The sequence below is a fragment of the Anaerosolibacter sp. genome (assembly GCF_029240175.1).
GTDB lineage: Bacteria > Bacillota > Clostridia > Peptostreptococcales > Thermotaleaceae > Anaerosolibacter.
In genome coordinates this window covers 18,877-39,596 of record NZ_JARBTM010000017.1, presented here as the reverse complement: position 1 = coordinate 39,596, position 20,720 = coordinate 18,877, and the positions used below count along the sequence as shown (strand labels likewise).

Below are 20,720 nucleotides of genomic sequence, written 5' to 3'. Positions count from 1 at the left end.
ATGGATTATAAAGATCAATATGAATCATGGGTAACTAATGGGTATTTCGATGAAGAAACACGAGAAGCGTTAATTGCTATAAAAAACGATGAAGAAGAAATAAAAGATCGATTCTATAGAAACTTAGAGTTTGGCACAGCGGGACTTAGGGGAAAAGTTGGCGCTGGAACCAATAGAATGAACAAATATATTATTCGTCAAGCAACCCAAGGGTTAGCAGATTTTATCGTTGAAAAAGGTCAGGACTATATGAATAGGGGCGTTGCCATTGCTTATGATGTGAGACACTACTCCAAGGAATTTGCGAAGGAAGCGGCCTTGGTACTGGCCGGGAATGGCATAAAAGCCTATTTGTTTGAGGATATCCGGCCTACACCTGAGCTGTCCTACGCGGTACGACGTTTAAAGACTGCGGGAGGCATCGTGGTGACCGCCAGCCATAATCCACGGGAATACAATGGATATAAGGTTTATTGGGAGGAAGGTGCCCAAATTCTTTCTGAAATTGCTGCGGTTGTAGAGAAGAACATAGAAAGCATAAAGGATTTTACCAAAATAAAGATATTAGACGAGCAGATGGCATTGGATCAAGGTTTATTAAAGATTTTAGGCAGGGAAATTGATGATGAGTATGTGGAAAAAGTAAAAGGGTTATCTTTAAGGGATGACATCAATAAAGGAATTAAGCTGGTGTATACCCCCTTGAATGGCACTGGCAATATCCCTGTGCGGAGAGTCCTTCATGAAAGAGGATTTCAAAATGTATGGGTAGTGCCAGAGCAGGAAATGCCTGATCCTGACTTTACTACGGTGGGGTATCCAAATCCTGAAGATACAAAGGCTTTTGCCTACGCAGAGAAATTAGGGAAGTCTCTAGGGGCAGAAATGATCTTTGCCACAGATCCAGATTGTGACAGGGTAGCATGCATGATCCAGGGAAAAGAGGGAGAGTACACAGCGCTAAATGGGAACCAAACAGGTGCGGTGTTGATTGAATACATCCTGTCTTCTCTTAAGGAACAAGGGCGGCTCACTGGAAATGACTACATTGTAAAATCCATTGTAACGGGAGATCTTGGAAAAGCTATCGCAGCATCCTATGGCGTTAAGACATTTGAAACGTTAACTGGTTTTAAAAATATATGCGGGAAAGTCAATGAAATGGAAAAAAGGAGTGATCAATCATTTATTTTTGGTTATGAAGAAAGTATAGGATATGTTGCAGGTACTTTTGTGAGAGATAAAGATGGCGTGATTGCGTCTATGCTGCTCTGTGAAGCGGCTGCCTACTATTCATCCTTGGGAAAAAGCCTCTTAGATGTGCTGGAAGGACTTTATGAGAAGCATGGATTTTACATGGAAAAATTGATTTCATTGACCCTTGAGGGAATAGAGGGACAAAAGCGAATTGGGCGTATGATGAAAGAATATAGAAAGAGTTTTCCAAAGAAGATTGGAGATATGGGACTAATACAGTATATCGATTATGCAGAAGGAATCAGTGTGGATGTGATAAATCAGAAGGAGACCACTGGGAATATACCGGTGTCTGATGTGCTGCGGTATTTCTTCAAAGATGGATCATGGTATGCAGTACGCCCATCAGGAACAGAACCTAAAATCAAGATTTATATCTATACCAAAGGAGCAACCAAGCGAGAGGCCCAAGAAAAAATAGTGATCTTTGAAAAGACAATTATGGATTTATTACATGGTGTAGTATAATAAATAGTATATTATAAGGCTATAGGGGTTGAGGGGTATTGGAAGAAAATAAATCTAAAATTTTGATCCATGGAAAAATATGTGTAAAACATGGGCATGAGAGGATATTCATTCCGAAGAAAAGCATCATTATGTTTGTGAAAAATGGTAGAAAAACAGATCTGCATACCATGGATGGTATTTATAGTATTCATGACAGCTTGAATAATGTAGAAAAGAAGCTGGATAATCGTCACTTTTTCCGGTCACATCAATCCTTCATTATCAATCTAATGATGATCAGAAAGATTGTGACCACTGACTTAGAAACCTATGTGAATATGGAGCACACCGAAGAAAAAGCTCAGATTACCAAGCAAAACGAGAAAAAGCTGTATGAATTAATAGAGGTGTTTTAAGCTGATATGCAAAAAAAAATCATAAATATCATGCGAAATAATAGCAATTCACCTTGTAAATGATGAAATATGCAAGTCTATAGCATAATCATGATTCATTTGATATAATTATTAATGTAAAATTGAATCCAAATCAAGATATGGGTGCCTTGTAAGAGGATAATAGGGAAATTCGGTGGAAAACCGATGCAGCCCCCGCTACTGTAAGCGAATACGAAACCTCATGGTGTCACTTGGAAACGGGGAAGACGAGGGAGTAGGAAAAAACGCGAGCCAGGAAACCTGCCTATGTTGACGTCATTGCCTTCGGAGGGAAGGAGTATCGATGTGTCTGTTCTATAAATTGATTTGACATGTGGAGACCTAGCCTTAAGGCTAGGTCGTTTATTTTTGGATGAGAACTACATTAGACGAATAGGAGGAAATGTTGTGAAAAAGAAGTTGTATGTTCTACTTAGTGCGCTATTCTCGTTTCTCATCGTATTGCTTGCACCAAGGGAAGCATATGCCATGCATATTATGGAGGGTTTTTTACCACCCATGTGGGCAGCTATTTGGTTTGTTGTATCAATCCCTGTTTTATTGCATGGGGTTAAATCCATAAAGAAATTAACCGATGAAAATCCAAATATAAAAATGCTGTTGGCCTTATGCGGTGCCTTTGCCTTTGTACTATCAGCTATGAAGCTGCCATCAGTGACTGGCAGTTCCTCTCACCCCACAGGCGTTGGGTTGGGTGCAATCCTTTTTGGACCAAGTGCCACAAGTATTTTAGGATTGATTGTGTTGCTCTTCCAGGCAATTTTATTGGCCCATGGCGGGATCTCAACCCTGGGTGCCAATGTGTTTTCCATGGGGATCGCTGGACCTATTGTGTCTTACCTAGCTTTTAGAACCTTGAATAAATCCGGCGCATCAAAGGGTGTAAGCGTATTTATTGCTGCTGCTTTAGGAAATTTGATTACGTATATCGTTACCTCCATACAACTGGGATTGGCTTTCCCTGGAGAAGTAGGAATCATGGCATCAATTGTAAAGTTTCTAGGTATCTTTGCAGTTACACAGGTACCTTTGGCTATAAGTGAAGGTTTATTGACAGTCGTAATATACAATCTATTAACAAAATACAATGAAAACGAGTTAAATGAATTGTCTCTCATTCGGGAGGTGAAATCATGACAATGACCAAAAAGAATTTGATTTTGATTTTAATGGTTATTATCATTACCATCATTCCTTTAATTGTAGTTAAAAACTCAGAATTTGGTGGTGCAGATGGTGCTGCAGAAGAAATGATTACAGAGATTCAACCTAACTATGAGCCTTGGTTCAACAGCATTTGGGAACCTCCAGGCGGAGAAACCGAAAGTTTATTGTTCGCATTACAAGCTGCCATAGGTACAGGTATCATAGCATATTATTTTGGATATCAAAAAGGAAAGAAGCAAACAAGGTGAAAAACAAATGATTTCTATTGACCAACATGCCTATGTGAATAGGTTAAGAAAAGTACATCCTTTAGAAAAATTCTTACTAGCGGTTATCACGTTAGTCATATGTCTGTTCAGTACATCTTGGTTATTACATGTATGTGTAATAGCCTTTATGTCGTTTTTGGTGGTTGGTGCTGGAAAAATTCCCTGGAGGAGCTATATTGGATACCTCAGCCTGCCATTGTTCTTTTTAATCGTGGGTATCCTTGGGGTCATTTTTACGATTACAAAGGAACCATTGGATTTTATATATCATATAAAGCTAGGATCATGGACGATCGGTATGACAAAATTAGGTTTAAATCAAGGACAACTACTCTTTCTTCGCTCCTATGCGTCGGTGATTTGTTTGTATTTTCTTGCTTTGACTACACCCATGACAGATATCATATGGGTATTTAAAAGATTAAGGGTGCCTGTTATTATAACAGAACTGATGATCATGATTTATAGATTTATTTTTGTCTTACTTGAAACTGGGTCAATGATCTTTATCTCTCAGGAATGCAGGCTAGGATATGGAACACTTAGAAACAGTTACAATTCGTTAGGTCAGTTAGCTGCGAACCTTTTTATCAAAGCTTTCCATCGATCCCAGGAAATCTTTAGGGCTTTAGCAGCAAGGGGGTATACTGGAGATATTAATGTCCTAGAGGAAGAATATCATGGATCAAAAAGAAATATTTTAGCCATTGTAGGGATTGAAATGGTGTTTATTGCCCTGAGCATCGTTGGATAGATATAAAATAAAGGAGATGTTCCTGTGGAGTATATTATAGAGACAAAGGATTTGGAGTTTAGCTACCCCGATGGTACCCAAGCCCTAAAGAAGCTATCGGTAGCTTTGACAAAAGGAAAGAAGATTGCCATCATTGGTCCGAATGGTGCTGGAAAAACCACCTTGTTTTTATGTTTAAACGGTGTCTATATACCTAAAAAAGGGCAAGTCGCCTATGGCGGAAAAATGATGAACTATACGAAAAAAGAAATCCGTGAGATGCGAAAAAATATTGGTATTGTTTTTCAAGATGCTAATGTACAATTATTCTCAGCCAACGTATTTCAGGAGGTTTCTTTTGGGCCTATGAATATGGGATTATCAAAGGATGAAGTAAGAAAGAAGGTAGAGGAAGCACTGGAAAAAACGGATTTATCTCATCTACGAGATAAGCCGATTCATTTCCTGAGCGGCGGTCAGAAAAAAAGGGTATCCATTGCGGATATATTAGCCATGGACCCAGAAGTGATTTTCTTAGATGAACCTACTGCCTTTATTGATCCTAAAACCAGTAGTGAGCTAATGGCCTTTTTTGATCAATTGAATCAGGAAGGTAAAACCATTGTTCTTTCCACCCATGATATGGATAAAGTCTATCCTTGGGCTGACTATATTTTTGTGATGGTGGACGGCATGATCATTGGAGAAGGCGTTCCTCAAGAGCTTTTTAGAGATGAGAAGATTTTAGCAAGAGCCGGGTTGGAGAAACCCTGGATCATTGAGGCTTATGAAGCCCTTATTAAAGACAAACCTCATTTAGCAGGGGAAGAAATCCCAAGGACAAAGGAAGGATTTTTTAAACTAATGTTAAAGTAAGAGAATTTCTTAATCTTGATCTCGATCTTAATCTGCGCACCTAGGTGCGTATTTTTTATTTGTCTTGTTGCCAATACACCCTTGGATATGCCAAACGGATATTCTTCTCTTTCAAAACGGTGAGAATATATTCGTAGGCACGATTACGAACTGCCCATTGATAGGCTGGTTTTACGACACCGGTGATAATGTATTTGGCACCGCCATATTTTCCATCGATGGACATGACACCATAAACGCTGAACTCAGAATAATTGACGGTGCCAAGCTTATAGATTTTGTCATCATGCTGTTGATTGATGTGCTGGCAGATTTCCTCTAGGGTCTCCATGACCAATTGATGGTCCTCTTCAAAGGGAATAATGATTTCTAGTATGACCCGTGCCATGTCTTTATAGTAATTTTTTAGGGTCTTGATCTCGCCATTGGGTATGTAGACCTTTTTCAAAGACCATTCCCGGATTGCTGTAGAGCGTAAGCCGATTTCTTCTACTGTACCAAGGAATTGTTCATTTATGCTTACGAAGTCACCCACCTTCATTTGCCGCTCAAATAAAATAAAGAAGCCATTGATGATGTCCTTGATAAAGCTTTGAGCACCAAGACCTGCAATGAGGGTGATAATCCCGGCACCCGTCATCACGGTAGATCGTTTAATGAGACCAAACTGGCTAAGAATACTTAAAATTGCAACAGTCAAAATAAAATAAGCAGCCACGGAATCTATAAGGCTTTTGATTGTTTTTTCCCGTTGTTCATTGAAATTTGTAAGCTGTATTAGTTTTTCTGTAAAAAGCATGATGAGCTTAATTAACACAAAAGCAGCGACAAGAATGATAAGGGAGGCGACAAAGGATTTAATATTTATCTCAAAGACAATGCTTTTAATAAAATCTGAATCCATTGGCAAACCTCCTTACGATCTATCGAATAAATAGTATTTTTTGCAATTCTTCTAAAAGGTATTCAAAAGGAAATATGAAATACGAGAAGAACTAGTATTTATGCGTTGTTGAGATACACTTGTATTCAATGTAAATACAAAAAATGCAGATTATCCTTAGATTTCTAAGGCTATATAAATGAATTTATACATAAAATTATTGATATATAGAGGCTGAGATATTGCAATTCTATAGATTGCTGTGCTACAATATCAAAATAGAATCAATATTTAAAAAATTGTAACAAAATCATTAAGAATAATTAATAAAAGGAGGAGCATGTAAAGTTTTCTTTTTTAGCAATAACATTTAAGGGGGAAAAAGAATGAAAAAAGTGGGTAAAAAGTTTAGCTTTATGATCGCAATGATGCTCATCGCTGCACTTGTATTTACAGGTTGCGCGAAGCCGGCACAACCATCAGGCGGAGATACTCCAGCTGGGGAAGATGTGATTAAGATTGGTGTGTTTGAACCTCTAACAGGAGCTAACGCCGCGGGTGGAGCCATTGAACTAGAAGGCGTAGAACTTGCAAATGAATTATATCCTGAGGTTTTAGGTAAAAAAGTAGTACTAGTAACTGTAGATAACAAATCAGACAAAGTGGAGGCTGCCAATGCAGCATCTAGATTGATCGATAAGGAGAAGGTATCGGCAATCATTGGTAGCTGGGGAAGTTCCTTGTCCATGGCTGCTGGAGATGCAGTGAAGAGCGCTCAGATTCCTGCAGTGGGTGCGTCATGTACCAACCCATTGGTTACTCTAAACAATGATTATTATTTCAGAGTATGTTTTATTGATCCATTCCAAGGAACTGTTATGGCAAACTATGCTATCAATAAGCTTGGCGCAAAGAAGGCAGCCATCATTCAAGAGGTTTCTTCCGATTACTCTGTAGGCTTGGCAAAATTCTTTACAGATGCATTTAAAAGCTTAACCGGTGACGAAAATGCCATCGTGGGCAGTGCCAGCTATAGTACTGGGGATCAGGATTTTTCAGCCCAATTAACAAATATTAAGGCTTTGAACCCTGACGTAATCTTTGCTCCAGGTAACTTTACAGAATCAGCATTGTTGATAAAACAGGCGAGACAGTCAGGCATTACAATACCGATTCTTGGCGGAGATACTTGGGAAACACCAGAATTTATCGATATCGGGTTGGAAAATGTAGAAGGAGCTGTGTTCTCCACGTTCTTTACTTCAGAAGTGCCAATCACTGAGAAATCTGATGAGTTCCTAAAAGCTTACAGAGAAAAGTATAACAAGGAGCCGGCTTCAGTTACTGCTTTAGGATTTGATGCTTACCTCGTAATTCTTGATGCCATCGAGAGAGCAGGTTCTGCAGATTCTGTAGCTATTAGAGATGCTTTAGCTCAGACAAAGGATTATATGGGTGCAGCTGGTATCATTACCCTTGACGAAAACGGTGATGCTGTAAAGAGTGCTGTAATCAAGGTTGTTAAAGACGGTAAATTTACATATCTTGATACCATTGAGCCTGTAAAATAAATAGAATGAAAAGGAGAATTCTTGAAGAAGAATTCTCTTTTTTATTTAATAGGCAAGTTCTACTTGCCTATTAAATAAAAAAGCAGGGGTGCAGGGGAAGTATTCCCATGCCGTAGTCAGAGGGGTGCTCAGGCTGTTTAGCAGCCGTCGAAGGGGAACTAGGTTCCCCTAGCGAAGCATCGTTAGATGCTTTTTTATATTTTGTCGAAATTTATGAACCTGACGATTACCTAAATAATATGATGTACTACGAGAGGGAAGAAAAAAGAGGGTGGAGGAAAGGTATGAAATCAGGCAAAGAAAAATATAGGAAGATAGGACTTGCCATGCTGACAGGGGTTATGGTTTTTCTAATTATTTTTTTGAGTTTAACCCTTCATAAAGGCAGTCTTATATCGCAGTTGGAACAGGAGACACTGGAAAAGCTAACAGAATGTATTCTAAAAAACAATGGAGACTTTGAGGTGTGCAAAGAGACCATGTCTGCCATCACGGCTGACTTTGAAGCGAAAAAACAAGCCATAGATGAGGAAATATGGTTAAATAGCCTTACAGGACTGCTGATTACAATAGGTGTAATCCTGGCAAGTCTAAGTAAGGTAGTAAAAAATATTAAAACGATTGTTATTGAAGTAGTGAGCCTTTTCAAGAATGGAAAAGATAAAACAAAGGAAGAAAATAAACCAGAGAATAAAGAAGATAAGGAGCCATGTCAACCTAAAATTATTATTCCATCTAATCTAAAAGGAAAAAACTATATGGGAATCGATGAAATTATTGAGTTAATCAATCAGTTTAACAATATGGAAAAGGATGCTATATCTGGTGAGAGACAGGTACAAATTGAAAGAATTATGAATCTTCTGATGGAAAGATTGGTGAAGCTCCTGAGTCAAGCTGACCATTTCACAACGGAAATCGATCATGATCGAGAACAATTGACCCTTGGCATTACAGAAATCAAAAGAGGAATTGAGCATATATCTCAAACCATTTTGGAAAATGGAAAGAATAGTGATGATGACTATGGACAAGAGATCATGCATTCCATAGAAGAAATGCACATGGGTATTGAGGAAATAGGGATATTGTTACTTCAGATGGAAAAGAAATTAAAGAAGATTACTGTAAAGAAAGAACCTGAAAAGTAATAAGAATAAGAATAAACTATTTACGTGAGCGAGGTATAAGTTCTCTTCTTCCATCAGAAAATATAAATAAATAGGTAAGGAAGGGGAGAAAGATTTGAAATTTGACAGCTATAATGACCAGGAGATGAATCATAAAATTATAGAAGCTTGCATTCAGGATGATGAGTATGCAAAGGATAGACTCATTGAGGTCAGCAAGGAAGATGCCAGGATACCTGCTGTAGTCTTTGAAAACCTCTATGAGCTAGTTGATTATGATTTGAATTTCATTATTGACATTCTGCAAAATTCTTCTGAAAGAGAAAGAAATACAGTTCTTCGAAATGCCCAAGACCCCGAAGGAATTCGATGCTTGTTCGCTGAATATGATCGAGAAGAACTACGACAGCTTTCTATTGAAGATATTGTTGAAGGAAGGGATTTAGACATTATCTGGGAAGTTAAAGAAGGTCCAAGAGAAGGCGATCTAAGCAGAAGTTATCTAACCCGCTGTTTGATGACGGTTGCCTATCATTTAGGATTCGAAAAAGAGATGCAAAGTTTCTATGATAGCGAGAAAAGCAAGTATCTCGTGATGCACTAATATCTTAGAAATTATAAAAGGCGCCAAGGGCGCCTTTTATGTTATGGATATTTATACATTAAGCAAGTTCGATTAGGTTTCTTCTATAAACCGCATATAGATTTTTAAGATTACCAATCGTTTGGCTCATTTCTAACTGGAGTCCAGATGCAGTATCATAATCTCCAGATTCTACGGCCTCACGAATTTGCGTGAATAGTGATTTCTTACTTAAACTATCCTTCATTAAACTGTTTCGAAGCTGGTTAATCTTTTCCCAGTTAACCACATCTAGATCGGATACATTTTCGCTGCCATGAAGCTTTTTACAGCTTCTTACAAAATCCATGTTATCTGGAATGAGTCTTTGGGTTAACTCTGTTGCCCATTGACTAAGGGAGGCTACTCTATAAGAATTAATAATCTTTTCTGTGAATACATCCCCTTGAAGTAAAACTGATTTTTTGTCAGGATAGTTGTGGAATCCAACCATATTTTCCCATACAGTTGCAGGGGGCTTACCGAAGAATGTATTACGCTCTTCCTCTGTGTAGTGTTCGAAAACATCATCTTCGCTGCGGTAAGCTCTGTCTTTTTCTAGATAAAACTTCTCTTCTCCTACACCTTTAGAAAAATCTGCTTCCAGCTCTTTGGCATTCTTGCCAGCTTTGATTACAGCAGAAATACCATCAAGCATGGATTGATAGATGGCTGCGATAACTAGATAAGTGTTGCAGGTTGGATTTGGAGATCTTACCTCAAAACGTGTTGCCAATGGATTTGCCATATCGCGGACAAGGCCCGTTAAGATTGTTCTATTTCTAGATGGCGTATCTACTGTATGACCAATAGAAGCAACGATACAAACTGGTGCTTCAAATCCAGGCTTCAGACGATTTAATGAATCATTTGTGGAGCTTACGAAAGGATTAACAACCTCGTAGTTCTTTAATAGACCCATTAATGCACCCCAACCAATGGCACTCATATAATCCGATTTCAGGTCAGCTGGAGAGAACAGATTCTTTATTTTTCCATTTTTTAATTTTGCTGCAACACCTACGTGTGTATGCTCGCCGCTTCCGGCAACACCTTCAATAGGTTTTGCATTAAAAGTAACCTCTAAACCATAAGCGGTAAAGGTTTCTTGAACCAATTGACGAGCCAATAGCTCATTGTCAGCCGCTTGAAGTGAAGTGCTATATTTCCAGTCGATTTCTAATTGTTCCATAATGTGATTGTAGTGCCCATTGCCTGCTACTTTTGCTTGAACGCCTCCAACTTCCTTATGACCCATTTCTACACCTAAACCATACTCATCCATTATAGATAGTGTGTTCTCTAAGGCTGTACGAACAGGTCCTACCGTACGCTTCCAATATTGTTCCTTTAAGCCTTGGGAAGTAGAAAGTTTTTCAACGTCTGCAATTTCTTCCGGTGTTTTTACCCAAAATTCTAGCTCGGTAGCAGAAGTTAAGACAATGTCTTCAATATCATCGGCTGAAGAAATGCCGACACTTTCAAGGACATAAGGATTTTCATTAACCAGGGCAAGAACTTGAGATTTGAAGTGATCTACTGCAGCAGCCAATACAGAGCGGGAGTCCACCCTTGTAATACCATTGTGAATAAGGAAAGATGGTATTCTTAAGGTTCCGATTGGTCTGCCTGTTGCTTCATCTATGTTATCAAAATTGTAGTCTACAAACCAATTCACAGTGCTGTCAGGGATAATGTCAACCCTTGCATCATTTAAGCTGGCAATATCAGGGAGAACAACGCTGGAACCATCGGTTTGTACACCATAGGTTAGAAAGCTGTCAATATCTTCTAAGAATAGTTCTACTGGGATTTTCTCATCTGTATCATTACCACCAAGGTCAACGCCTACCAAAGATACAAACTTGATTTCCGGATGCTGCTTAAGAATGGAGGAAATCTCTTCTGGCGTATGCTGTGAAGTGGGAATTAAAAAAATAAGCTTATCATTTTCTGAACGTAAAATCTCACTGGACATGGTATCACCTCATCATTTTTTTATATTTATATTGAATAATTATAGCAGATATTACGATTTTGTAAACATCAAAAACGAGGGTAAAACGTTTTCAGAACAATAAAATTTATTAAAATATTTCATGAAAGAAAACTTGAAAAACGCAATAAATATTAAACGATATGAATAAAAATTCATAAATAAATTACGAACTAAAATAGAAAAAGCATCCAAAAAGTTTGAATGCTTGACTATTTCTATTGGTCTCACATATCTTTAATATTCTTTCCATTTTGGAAGAATATCAACCTTTTGCAGTGTCATTAATACGATCATAGAGATAGGTCCAATGATTAGGCCAATGACACCGAAAAGCTTTAAGCCGATATACATGGCCATTAGCGTTACCAGTGGATAAAGGCCAATTTGAGTGCCCAATACCTTGGGTTCTAACAATTGTCTTACAAATATAAGTATACCATAGAGTACAGCCAGCGAGACGGCAATTTTATATTTTCCAGTAACTAGATGCCATATGATCATAGGAACAAATACAGAGCCAGTACCAAGGATTGGGAATGCGTCTATAATACTGGCTACCAAAGCGACCAAGACAGAATAATCGATACCTATGATGGTCAAGCCGATGGCACATTCAATAAAGGTGATTGACATGAGGATCAATTGGGCCTTGATGTAGCCAAGTAATGCGAAGAGCAAATCATGCTTGAGAATTTTGCCCTTGCTAATCATACCAGAAGGAATCTGTGCTCTGATAAAGCGCGTAATCATTTGTTTATCTCTAGCAATAAAGAAGGTGGAGATAATTGTAACCAAGATAAATACCAAAACACTGGGTATGCCAGATAAAAAGCCCAACAAAGAGGATAAAAAGAGTGTTAATAAATTGCTTAGACTCTGGACAAGGGTATATAATCCATTCATGATTTGCTGCGCAATGTCAGGGGGCAGCGTAAAATATACATTCTGTGCCTGCTCAAAGATGGCCAAGCCCTGAATATAAATCTTTTTTGAGTACTCTGGAAGGTCTATGGAAAGCTTTGTGAGCTCTACAATAATGATGCCGCCAACCAGAGAGATTAATAGACCTGTAAAAAGAACAAAGAATAGTGTAGAAATAAATGCCGAAAGGCTGCGAGGCATTTTGAATCGGTTGGTCATCAAATCCACCGTAGGCTCAATGGCAGAAGCCACAAGCCAACCCAAAAGGAAAGGTAGTATGTAAAATATAAGGGTGGTCGAAACGAAATAGATTCCTACAATCGTAAGGCCAGCAATCAGCAATCGAACCAGCAACGGCAAATATTTTTTAAAGTCTATGTCCATAGCAACACTCCTAAATAATTGATATCTAATTATATGATATATTTTCCATGAATACAACCGCAGAAAGCCTTATAGAATACTGGTTTCATGGGATTTAAAAAGACTATAAAGATATTTCATTTATTCTTATATGCTTACAATAATGTTTGGAATTTGAATGAAGGGTATAAATATTATAAGAAGTATTTGACTATACAAAAGCCCATGGGGGGAGTGAGTTATATGAGAAAAGTACTTGTTACTACCGATGGTTCCAAATATGCTGAAAAAGGATTAGAACATGGCAGAAAAATAGCTGAGAAATTTTGTAGCGAGGTAATTGTCCTAAATGTAATAGATGACTTCAGCAATGCTTATTTAGATGATAGTGTATACCTATTCCAGCTATCAAAGGATGTATTAGAGAAAAATGCAAAAATAATTTTGCAGGAGGTTGAGCATGTATTTGAGGGATTTTGTGGATCAATCACCACTTTGGTCAAGAACGGTGATCCTGCTAAGGTGATCATTGAAACCATTGAAGAAGAGGAACCAGATCTAGTTGTCATGGGAAGTAAAGGATTAACAGGAATAAAGAAAGTTGCCATAGGGAGTGTATCGAATAAAGTGCTAAACCATACCAAGGTTCCAGTTTTAATCATAAGATAGAACAAAATTCCTTTTGATGACGCAGCCTTAAAAAATGTTTAACGCATATTTATAGGGTATCTATGTAATAACAAAAAATTCCTTGCCAAGAAATCATATTAAAAGGGGTGAAAGACGTATGAAAAAAATATTAATTACAACGGACGGTTCTGAGCATGCGCAAAAAGGTGTAATTTATGGCAGAAGGATTGCAGAGGTGTTTTGTAGTGAAGTGACGGTTTTGAATGTCATTAATGATTTTAAAAGTACCCATCACCACGAAAGCGTTTATATTTATGATCAATCGAAAGAAATATTCCAGGCCCAAGCAAAATCTATTATGGAAAAAGTAGAAGAAGACTTTAAAGGATTTTGTGGATCGCTTTCTACAATGATCAAGCTTGGAGATCCAGCCCAAGTAATTATCGAAACCATCGAAGAGGACAAGCCAGACTTGGTTATAATTGGAAGTAAAGGGTTAACGGGTATAAAAAAAGTTGTCGTAGGCAGCGTATCCAATAAGGTTCTAAATCATACGGACGTTCCAGTTTTAGTTGTAAGATAAATTAAATCCATGAGAGCACATTGTGAGTTTTGCACAACGTGCTCTTTTTATTTTTTGATAGAAAATACTCTTATTTATATATTACAATATTGAAATAGAAAGTTAACAAAATACAGTACTATTTCCTCATATAATATTCTATAATCAATTTGTAGTGTTAATAAAAGAGAAGGAGTATAATGTATGAAAAGAGTAAAAGATCTTCAACAATTGGCATTTGATTTTCTTTACCTTGGTTTAGGATGTGCACTGTTGGCATTTGCCATCACATCAATTTTGCAGCCCAATGGACTTATCACAGGTGGAATTACGGGTATTTCTATCATTACAGGCAAGTTAGCAGGCGTTAAATATACTTATTTGTATTATGTCTTATCCCTTGTAGTCTTAATCAGCGCATGGGGGTTAATGGGGAAGAGAGAAGCGGGTAAGATTATTTTACTTTCTACATGTTTCCCAATGATGCTTATACTCTTTGATACCATGAAATTTGATTTTATTGAAAATGACATGTTTCTTGCTTCTATCTATTATGGAATAATCAGTGGTGCCGGTTGTGGACTGATTTTAAAAAGGGGTTACTCCATGGGAGGTACAGATACCATCGCAAAGATTCTTCATCATAGATTGTTTCCATTTATCAGTATCAGCCAGCTCTTACTGGGAATCGATGTGGTAATCATTATAGTATCTGCCTTTGTGTATGATCGTAGAGTGGCCCTATATGCAATTTTGACCCAACTTGTCATGATGAAAGCCATTGACTTGGTACTTTTTGGATTTGGTTCCAAGAATGTAAAAATCGAAATTATTAGCAATTGTAATGATGCAGTAGCTGATTATATTATGAATACCATTGGCAGGGGCATTAGTACCTATGAAATTACAGGCGGCTATACAAACAATACGAGGCAGAAAATTATTTCCATTTGCTCACCACGGGAAGTCATGTTGATTAAGATGCATATTGCAAAAATTGATCCAGACGCTTTTGTAAACGTATTGCCAGTCATATCAGTATGGGGAAAAGGAATTGGATTTGAAAGCTTATTAGAAGAAACAAATAGATAATTCAGGCGCCCAGATTGGGCGTTTTTTTATTGTGAAGGGATGATTATTGAGGTTAATAGAGAAAGAATGGGACATTAATGTCGCAGGTCGAGATCAATAAAATTGTAGGGGCGATTCACGAATCGCCCAATGTTAGCGGCATGTTCATTATGAATAGTACCACAGTTGCTGTCATGCAGAGCACAGCGAAGCATCTCAAAGACCCACAATCAGATCCTTCACGTTATTCAAGCGGGTAGGTATCTATGGTCCAAGGGCGATTCGTGAATCGCCCCTACCAAGCTCAACATCAATCTTTGTCGCTTTATCCTACAATATCGATTTTAATCAGATTCCTATATGAAACAAAAAAACATCTGTATATATTTACCAGAACCAAGAAAGACTATCTATATGTTGATACGATTTTTTATCTATGGCTTGTTGGGATGGTGTATTGAGATTTTCTGGACAGGAATGGGGGCATTGCTATCTGGAGATAGAAGGTTTAGAGGGTATACCTATCTTTGGATGTTTCCTATTTATGGTGCTGCGGTTTTCTTAGAAGGACTGCATGATTTAATATTTCATTGGCCTGTTTTGATCAGAGGAGGTGTGTGGGTAGCAGTAATCTACTTTATTGAATTTACTTCAGGCAAAATGATTAGATCAGTGATTGGCATCTGTCCGTGGGATTATGGTAACGTAAAGTATGCAGTTCAGGGCGTTATTCGCCTGGATTATGCACCTGCATGGTTTGTGGCAGGTTTGTTGTTTGAAAGAATACATTTGATATTAGACAGAGTACTTTTATCGTGATGGCATAGGAAACCCCATGGTGCAAAAACACCATGGGGTGATTAATTTGAATAGCAACTAAAAGCTTTTAAAGTCAACCTTTACGTCATCTTTGCCGAAGATGGAGGTAATCATATTCATAAAGTTTTCCGAAAGGTCGCTGGCATAGAAAATATTTTCGAATTTTGGTTCGTGGGATAACATGTTGTGTTTGATCAATGTGGACTGTACGCTATTAATAATCTCAAATGATGGATCAATGATTCGAAGATAGGGATACAGCTTTTCAATGGTTTTCCTGATCCATGGATAATGGGTACACCCTAAAACAAGGGTATCAAGATCATTATCTTTCACAAAAGAATCTAAGTAATAGCGCACCGATAACTCCATAATCCCATTGTCAATGATACCCTCCTCAATAAGAGGAACGAAAATGGGACAAGGCATATCGAAAAGGGTTAAATTAGGATTGTAGTGAAGAATCGAGGTAATATAGGTTTTTTGATTGATTGTCACTTTGGTTCCAATAATTCCAATACGGTTTTGGGCTGTACATGATGCTGCAACCTTTTGGGCTGTAGGTTCGATAATTCCAATAATAGGAAGATCCTTATAGCACTGTTTCAATTCATCTAAGCAGGTAGCTGTAATTGTATTACAAGCAATAATAATCATCTTCACATTCTCATGAACCAAAAAGTCCACAATCTGTTTTGTAAAATTGGTAATTGTCGTTTTTGCTTTTGAGCCATAAGGTGTTCTTGCGGTATCCCCAAAGAAGATTAATCTTTCGTTGGGAAGTTCCTTTATAATATGGGGAACAGCGGTAAGGCCGCCAACACCCGAATCAAGTATACCAATAGGTCTGTTATCCATATATAAAATCCTCCTACCAAGTAGCATAAGTATTCAAAAAATAAAGATCCATAACATAATTATACTACACCATTATATTTGATGAAGCAATGGTTTATGCAATATCTACATAAAATTACATAACTGGAAAAAGGGTGTATACACACCCTTTTAATACGTATGGAATGCTATTCACTTTGATAAAGGGTAGGGTTGGATTCAGTCTCGACCCTATAAGGTACACCCTGCTTCGTATGTTTATATTTTTCTTTGAAAATCACCATACAATCATCTAAATCAGAGTATCCTAAAACAATATCTTCAGCCAGAGCTCTGCAGGATGGGGAACCGCAAGCACCACAGTCTAGGCCTGCGAGAATTTTTGCAATACAATCAATCTGATTCATTTTTTTCATGGCGACTAAAATATTATCATCGAGCTTGTGAACATTTTTTGGAAGGATTTCTTCAGTCAATAAAAAGCTTTCAATGGATTTTTCCAGATGAATTTTTTTCGTCTGCATATACTTTTCAGAAATCCTGCGAATACGATTTCTTGCAATAAACGGATTCTCCACAGCCAGGGAGCCTCCTACACATCCATTGACGCAGGCAAGACATTCGACAAACTCAATACCTGTTAAATGCCCATTTTCAATCTCATCAAGGATCTTGATAACGTTTTCAATACCATCAACACACAGGTAGTTTTCGATACCGAGGGAATAGGTTTCTCCTCCGGCCCTAGCCCAACCGATGGCTTTGCCAGAATTGTAGAAATCCATGTCTTCTTCTGCCTTTTTTAAGTTTTTCTGAATGAATGGAAATACCGTCTTTATAGAAATGACACCATCAACATTAGATTTTTTAATGCCAATAGGATTTTTTACGCTGGTAATTTTGGCTGGACAAGGTGTAATGAAAAAAATACCGATCTCTTCAGAGGAAAGACCTGTTTTCTCCATGGATTTTTGCCGTGCAAGCATGGCTGCTAATTCCATGGGTGCTTCCATAGGCATGATCAAATCAATTAGATTTGGAAAGCGGATCTGTATAAGGCGGACAATAACAGGACAAGAAGATGAAATCAATGGAAGCCTTTTTGCGTTTTGGATAAGCTCTCGGGTAAAGCTGGACACAATATCTGCACCCCTAGAAACTTCATATACATCATCGAAGCCCGATATTTTAAGGGCAGCTAATATATTATTTGGTTGCACATCTACTTCAAACTGACCCAGTAAAGTGGGTGCAGGGATAGCAACTTTGTATTTGTAATTTTGAATGGATTCTAATGGATCACCCGTACTATGTTTTGCATGATGGGGGCAAATACGAATACACTCACCACAATCTATACAACGCTCTTCAATAATACTAGCCTTTCCATTCTTTACACGGATAGCTTCTGTAGGGCAGCGTTTTATACAATTGGTGCAGCCTAAACACTTATCTTCCTTCAACGTCACTGAATGAAAATATTCACCCATGGTATATCCCTCCCCTAATCTAAAAGCCCATGACCAAATAAAAGACCGCAGGATCTATATAGCATGTACTCGGTACTAAGCAGAGCAATATTGCTTTCATTGGCAAGCTCGATCATTTCAGGCAAAGGTTCTTTGTCACGAACCAGCACAATGGCCCGAATATCCATAAGCTCAGCGGTGCGGATAACCTGAACATTGACAAGACCAGTAAGCAGAACTGAATTTTCCATGGGATTACGAAGCACATCACTGAGTAGATCTGATGCCCGGCCATATTCTATGTTCATATCTAAATCAACAGGATGGGTATAAACTTTTGCAGATAAAAGCTCAACAATTTCAGAAAGTTTCAAAATAACACCTCCAAACTAGGATGGATAACGAAATATAATCTTATTATACTATAGAAAGGAAATGAATAAAATATTTTGAAGTATTATATTATAATGAAATTACTGACAGCATGATACCGGATGGTGTATTCCATGGTAAATGGGTATAATAAGGAAAGAAAATTTAAGTAATACAATTTTGAAGGGAGGATGTGGGAGACCACGACACGCTATGAATGAGAATAAAAAATCGGTACCTAGAAGAGCAGATGTTCCTGCGTCATTAAAATGGAAGCTGGAACAAATGTATGAGAATGATGAGAGCTGGGAGCAAGAGCTTTCAGATGTAAGGGCTCTTATGGAAGAAACGAAAAAATACGCAGGAACCTTAGGGAACTCATCAGAAAATTTATTTGAAGGACTTAAGAAGAGCGACGAAGTATCAAGAAAGATGGAACATCTATTTGTCTATGCAAAGATGAGAAAAGATGAAGACAATAGGGTGAGCAAATATCAGGCCATGACGGACCGAGCCCAAAGCGTAAGTGTAGAGGTACAGAGCAGCCTTGCTTATATGATACCAGAGATATTAAGTATTCCAGAGGATAAAATTCAGGAATTCTTAAAGGAAAACCAAGATCTGTCGTTATATGCTTTTTATTTGGAAGAAATCCTTCGGCAAAAATCCCATGTATTGTCTAAGGAAGAAGAGCTGATATTGGCACAAGCAGGTGAATTGGCTGGAGCACCTAAGAATATATTTGGAATGATTAACAATGCAGATATCAAGTTTCCGGCCATAGAGGATGAAAATGGAGAGTCCATTGAGGTAACCAAGGGAAGATACGTAAAATTTCTTGAGAGCGGAGATCGAAGGGTAAGAAAGGATGCATTCCAAGCTTTGTATAGCAGCTATGGAAAGCAAAAGAATACCATTGGATCAACATTGAACTATAGTATGAAAAAAGATGCTTTCTATGCGAAAGTAAGAAAATACCCATCGGCGTTGGAGGCTTCCTTAGACAGTGACAATATTCCTGTATCCGTTTACGATAACCTGATAAAAACTGTCCATGAACACTTAAACAGCATGTATCGCTATGTGGACCTGAGGAAAAAGGCTCTTGGGGTGGATGAACTTCATATGTATGATTTATATACACCTATCGTAAAGGATGCGAAGATGGATATCCCCTATCAGGAAGCCAAACAAAAAATCAAGGCAGGTCTTGCCCCATTAGGAGAGGAATATGTCAGTCTACTGGACAAAGGTTTTAACGAAGGTTGGATTGATGTCCATGAGAATGAGGGTAAAACCAGCGGCGCTTATTCATGGGGATCCTATGATAGCCCGCCATATGTATTACTGAATTACCAAGATTCAATTAATGATCTTTTTACCCTTGCCCATGAGATGGGTCATTCATTACATACATACTATGCGAATCATCATCAGCCGTATCCTTATGCTGGATATAAGATATTCGTAGCAGAAGTGGCTTCCACAGTAAATGAAGCGTTACTCATGGAGCATTTGCTAGGGCATTTGAAGGAGCACAATACCAGAATGTACCTATTAAATCATTACTTGGAGCAGTTTAGGGGAACCTTATTCAGACAAACCATGTTTGCGGAGTTTGAGAAAATTACCCATGGGAAGGTGGAAAGCGGAGAAGCTTTGACACCAGAACTTCTCAATGAGATTTACTTGGAATTAAACCGAAAGTACTATGGACCAAATATTGTCATTGATGAAGAAATTCAATTGGAATGGGCAAGAATTCCACATTTCTATAATGCTTTTTATGTTTATAAGTATGCCACTGGGTTTTCAGCTGCCATATCCTTATCACAGAAAATATTAAAGGAAGGTACACCGGCAGTTCAGCGATATATCGACTTTTTAAAGAAGGGCGGTTCAGATTATCCCATTGAGCTATTGAAGGGTGCAGGGGTAGATATGACTACAACGCAACCTATTCATCAAGCGTTACAAGTGTTCGACAAACTATTGGATGAACTGGAAAAAGGATTATAATTCGGTATATAATAATGGATATTTGGTAACAATAAAGGAAATATAAGGAACTAAAGCTTACAATATTGATGTCCGATACTTTATATAGTAGTATATACATATTTATTATCTGTTAATTTCTCCTTTTTATAGAACGCCTAGGATATGAATGCATCCCAGGCGTTTTTTTATTCGATAAAAAACTGTTTTATGCGATAAAAAAACAATAAAAAATAAAAAAATATTAAAAAAATGGTTTGTCC

21 protein-coding genes and 1 riboswitch are annotated in these 20,720 nt (G+C 37.8%); of the genes, 15 read left to right on the top strand and 6 right to left on the bottom strand.

Going from position 1 to position 20,720, the window contains the following annotated elements:
• The 6 genes from K0R93_RS13445 (at position 1) to K0R93_RS13420 (ending at position 5,210) form a co-directional block, all read left to right on the top strand.
• Positions 1–1,725 carry a phospho-sugar mutase gene (locus tag K0R93_RS13445; protein WP_300302240.1) on the top strand — a complete coding sequence of 575 codons (1,725 nt, stop codon included), beginning with the start codon at positions 1–3 and terminating at the stop codon, positions 1,723–1,725.
• Between the two features lie 38 nt (positions 1,726–1,763).
• Positions 1,764–2,123: a LytR/AlgR family response regulator transcription factor gene (locus K0R93_RS13440; protein ID WP_300302238.1), complete on the top strand. Its 360-nt coding sequence runs from the start codon at positions 1,764–1,766 to the stop codon at positions 2,121–2,123.
• Positions 2,124–2,248: 125 nt separating this feature from the next.
• Positions 2,249–2,427: riboswitch (cobalamin riboswitch) on the top strand.
• A 125-nt stretch (positions 2,428–2,552) separates the two neighbouring features.
• On the top strand, positions 2,553–3,302 hold the full coding sequence (locus K0R93_RS13435; RefSeq protein ID WP_330685165.1) for an energy-coupling factor ABC transporter permease: 750 nt from the start codon (positions 2,553–2,555) through the stop codon (positions 3,300–3,302).
• A complete protein-coding gene (locus K0R93_RS13430) occupies positions 3,299–3,580 on the top strand; it encodes an energy-coupling factor ABC transporter substrate-binding protein (RefSeq protein WP_300302236.1) in 282 nt (93 codons plus the stop codon). Before K0R93_RS13435 ends, K0R93_RS13430 begins: the two co-directional genes overlap by 4 nt.
• Positions 3,581–3,587: 7 nt before the next feature.
• A complete protein-coding gene (gene cbiQ / locus K0R93_RS13425; RefSeq protein WP_300302234.1) occupies positions 3,588–4,355 on the top strand; it encodes a cobalt ECF transporter T component CbiQ in 768 nt (255 codons plus the stop codon).
• Positions 4,356–4,379: 24 nt separating this feature from the next.
• A complete protein-coding gene (locus K0R93_RS13420) occupies positions 4,380–5,210 on the top strand; it encodes an energy-coupling factor ABC transporter ATP-binding protein (RefSeq protein ID WP_300302231.1) in 831 nt (276 codons plus the stop codon).
• Between the two features lie 55 nt (positions 5,211–5,265).
• On the opposite strand, the gene K0R93_RS13415 is transcribed toward K0R93_RS13420, so the two are convergent.
• The gene (locus tag K0R93_RS13415) at positions 5,266–6,114 is read right to left on the bottom strand and encodes a mechanosensitive ion channel family protein (protein ID WP_300302229.1); all 849 of its coding nucleotides are present in this window, start codon (positions 6,112–6,114) and stop codon (positions 5,266–5,268) included.
• 365 nt (positions 6,115–6,479) lie between these two features.
• Here K0R93_RS13415 and K0R93_RS13410 point away from each other — a divergent pair, with 365 nt between their 5' ends.
• The 3 genes from K0R93_RS13410 to K0R93_RS13400 all read left to right on the top strand — a co-directional run bounded on the left by K0R93_RS13410 (position 6,480) and on the right by K0R93_RS13400 (position 9,398).
• The gene (locus K0R93_RS13410) at positions 6,480–7,664 is read left to right on the top strand and encodes an ABC transporter substrate-binding protein (RefSeq protein WP_330685164.1); all 1,185 of its coding nucleotides are present in this window, start codon (positions 6,480–6,482) and stop codon (positions 7,662–7,664) included.
• Between the two features lie 284 nt (positions 7,665–7,948).
• Positions 7,949–8,815: a hypothetical protein gene (locus tag K0R93_RS13405; protein ID WP_300302227.1), complete on the top strand. Its 867-nt coding sequence runs from the start codon at positions 7,949–7,951 to the stop codon at positions 8,813–8,815.
• A gap of 94 nt (positions 8,816–8,909) precedes the next feature.
• Entirely contained in the window at positions 8,910–9,398 is a 489-nt protein-coding gene (locus K0R93_RS13400; RefSeq protein WP_300302225.1) for a hypothetical protein, read from the top strand.
• A gap of 58 nt (positions 9,399–9,456) precedes the next feature.
• Here the strand turns inward: K0R93_RS13400 and K0R93_RS13395 are convergent, their stop codons facing one another.
• Both K0R93_RS13395 and ytvI read right to left on the bottom strand, forming a co-directional pair.
• A complete protein-coding gene (locus K0R93_RS13395) occupies positions 9,457–11,394 on the bottom strand; it encodes a glutamine synthetase (protein WP_300302222.1) in 1,938 nt (645 codons plus the stop codon).
• A 255-nt stretch (positions 11,395–11,649) separates the two neighbouring features.
• Positions 11,650–12,720: a sporulation integral membrane protein YtvI gene (gene ytvI, locus K0R93_RS13390; protein WP_300302220.1), complete on the bottom strand. Its 1,071-nt coding sequence runs from the start codon at positions 12,718–12,720 to the stop codon at positions 11,650–11,652.
• 222 nt (positions 12,721–12,942) lie between these two features.
• Here ytvI and K0R93_RS13385 point away from each other — a divergent pair, with 222 nt between their 5' ends.
• The 5 genes from K0R93_RS13385 (at position 12,943) to K0R93_RS13365 (ending at position 15,781) form a co-directional block, all read left to right on the top strand.
• Positions 12,943–13,368 carry a universal stress protein gene (locus K0R93_RS13385; RefSeq protein ID WP_300302217.1) on the top strand — a complete coding sequence of 142 codons (426 nt, stop codon included), beginning with the start codon at positions 12,943–12,945 and terminating at the stop codon, positions 13,366–13,368.
• A 118-nt stretch (positions 13,369–13,486) separates the two neighbouring features.
• Positions 13,487–13,912 carry a universal stress protein gene (locus tag K0R93_RS13380; RefSeq protein WP_300302214.1) on the top strand — a complete coding sequence of 142 codons (426 nt, stop codon included), beginning with the start codon at positions 13,487–13,489 and terminating at the stop codon, positions 13,910–13,912.
• 183 nt (positions 13,913–14,095) lie between these two features.
• On the top strand, positions 14,096–14,983 hold the full coding sequence (locus tag K0R93_RS13375) for a YitT family protein (RefSeq protein WP_300302211.1): 888 nt from the start codon (positions 14,096–14,098) through the stop codon (positions 14,981–14,983).
• Between the two features lie 77 nt (positions 14,984–15,060).
• The gene (locus K0R93_RS13370) at positions 15,061–15,222 is read left to right on the top strand and encodes a hypothetical protein (protein WP_300302208.1); all 162 of its coding nucleotides are present in this window, start codon (positions 15,061–15,063) and stop codon (positions 15,220–15,222) included.
• A 154-nt stretch (positions 15,223–15,376) separates the two neighbouring features.
• Positions 15,377–15,781, top strand: a complete 405-nt coding sequence (locus K0R93_RS13365) for a putative ABC transporter permease (protein ID WP_300302206.1) — start codon at positions 15,377–15,379, stop codon at positions 15,779–15,781.
• 57 nt (positions 15,782–15,838) lie between these two features.
• On the opposite strand, the gene murI is transcribed toward K0R93_RS13365, so the two are convergent.
• The 3 genes from murI to K0R93_RS13350 form a co-directional block, all read right to left on the bottom strand.
• The gene (gene murI, locus K0R93_RS13360; protein WP_300302203.1) at positions 15,839–16,639 is read right to left on the bottom strand and encodes a glutamate racemase; all 801 of its coding nucleotides are present in this window, start codon (positions 16,637–16,639) and stop codon (positions 15,839–15,841) included.
• Between the two features lie 167 nt (positions 16,640–16,806).
• Positions 16,807–18,108: a [Fe-Fe] hydrogenase large subunit C-terminal domain-containing protein gene (locus K0R93_RS13355; protein WP_300302200.1), complete on the bottom strand. Its 1,302-nt coding sequence runs from the start codon at positions 18,106–18,108 to the stop codon at positions 16,807–16,809.
• 14 nt (positions 18,109–18,122) lie between these two features.
• Positions 18,123–18,461, bottom strand: coding sequence for a hypothetical protein (locus K0R93_RS13350; RefSeq protein WP_300302197.1), 339 nt, complete (start codon positions 18,459–18,461; stop codon positions 18,123–18,125).
• Positions 18,462–18,672: 211 nt separating this feature from the next.
• Here K0R93_RS13350 and pepF point away from each other — a divergent pair, with 211 nt between their 5' ends.
• Positions 18,673–20,478 (top strand): oligoendopeptidase F, encoded by a 1,806-nt coding sequence (gene pepF / locus K0R93_RS13345; RefSeq protein ID WP_300302194.1) that lies wholly within the window; start codon positions 18,673–18,675, stop codon positions 20,476–20,478.
• Positions 20,479–20,720 lie beyond the last annotated feature (242 nt).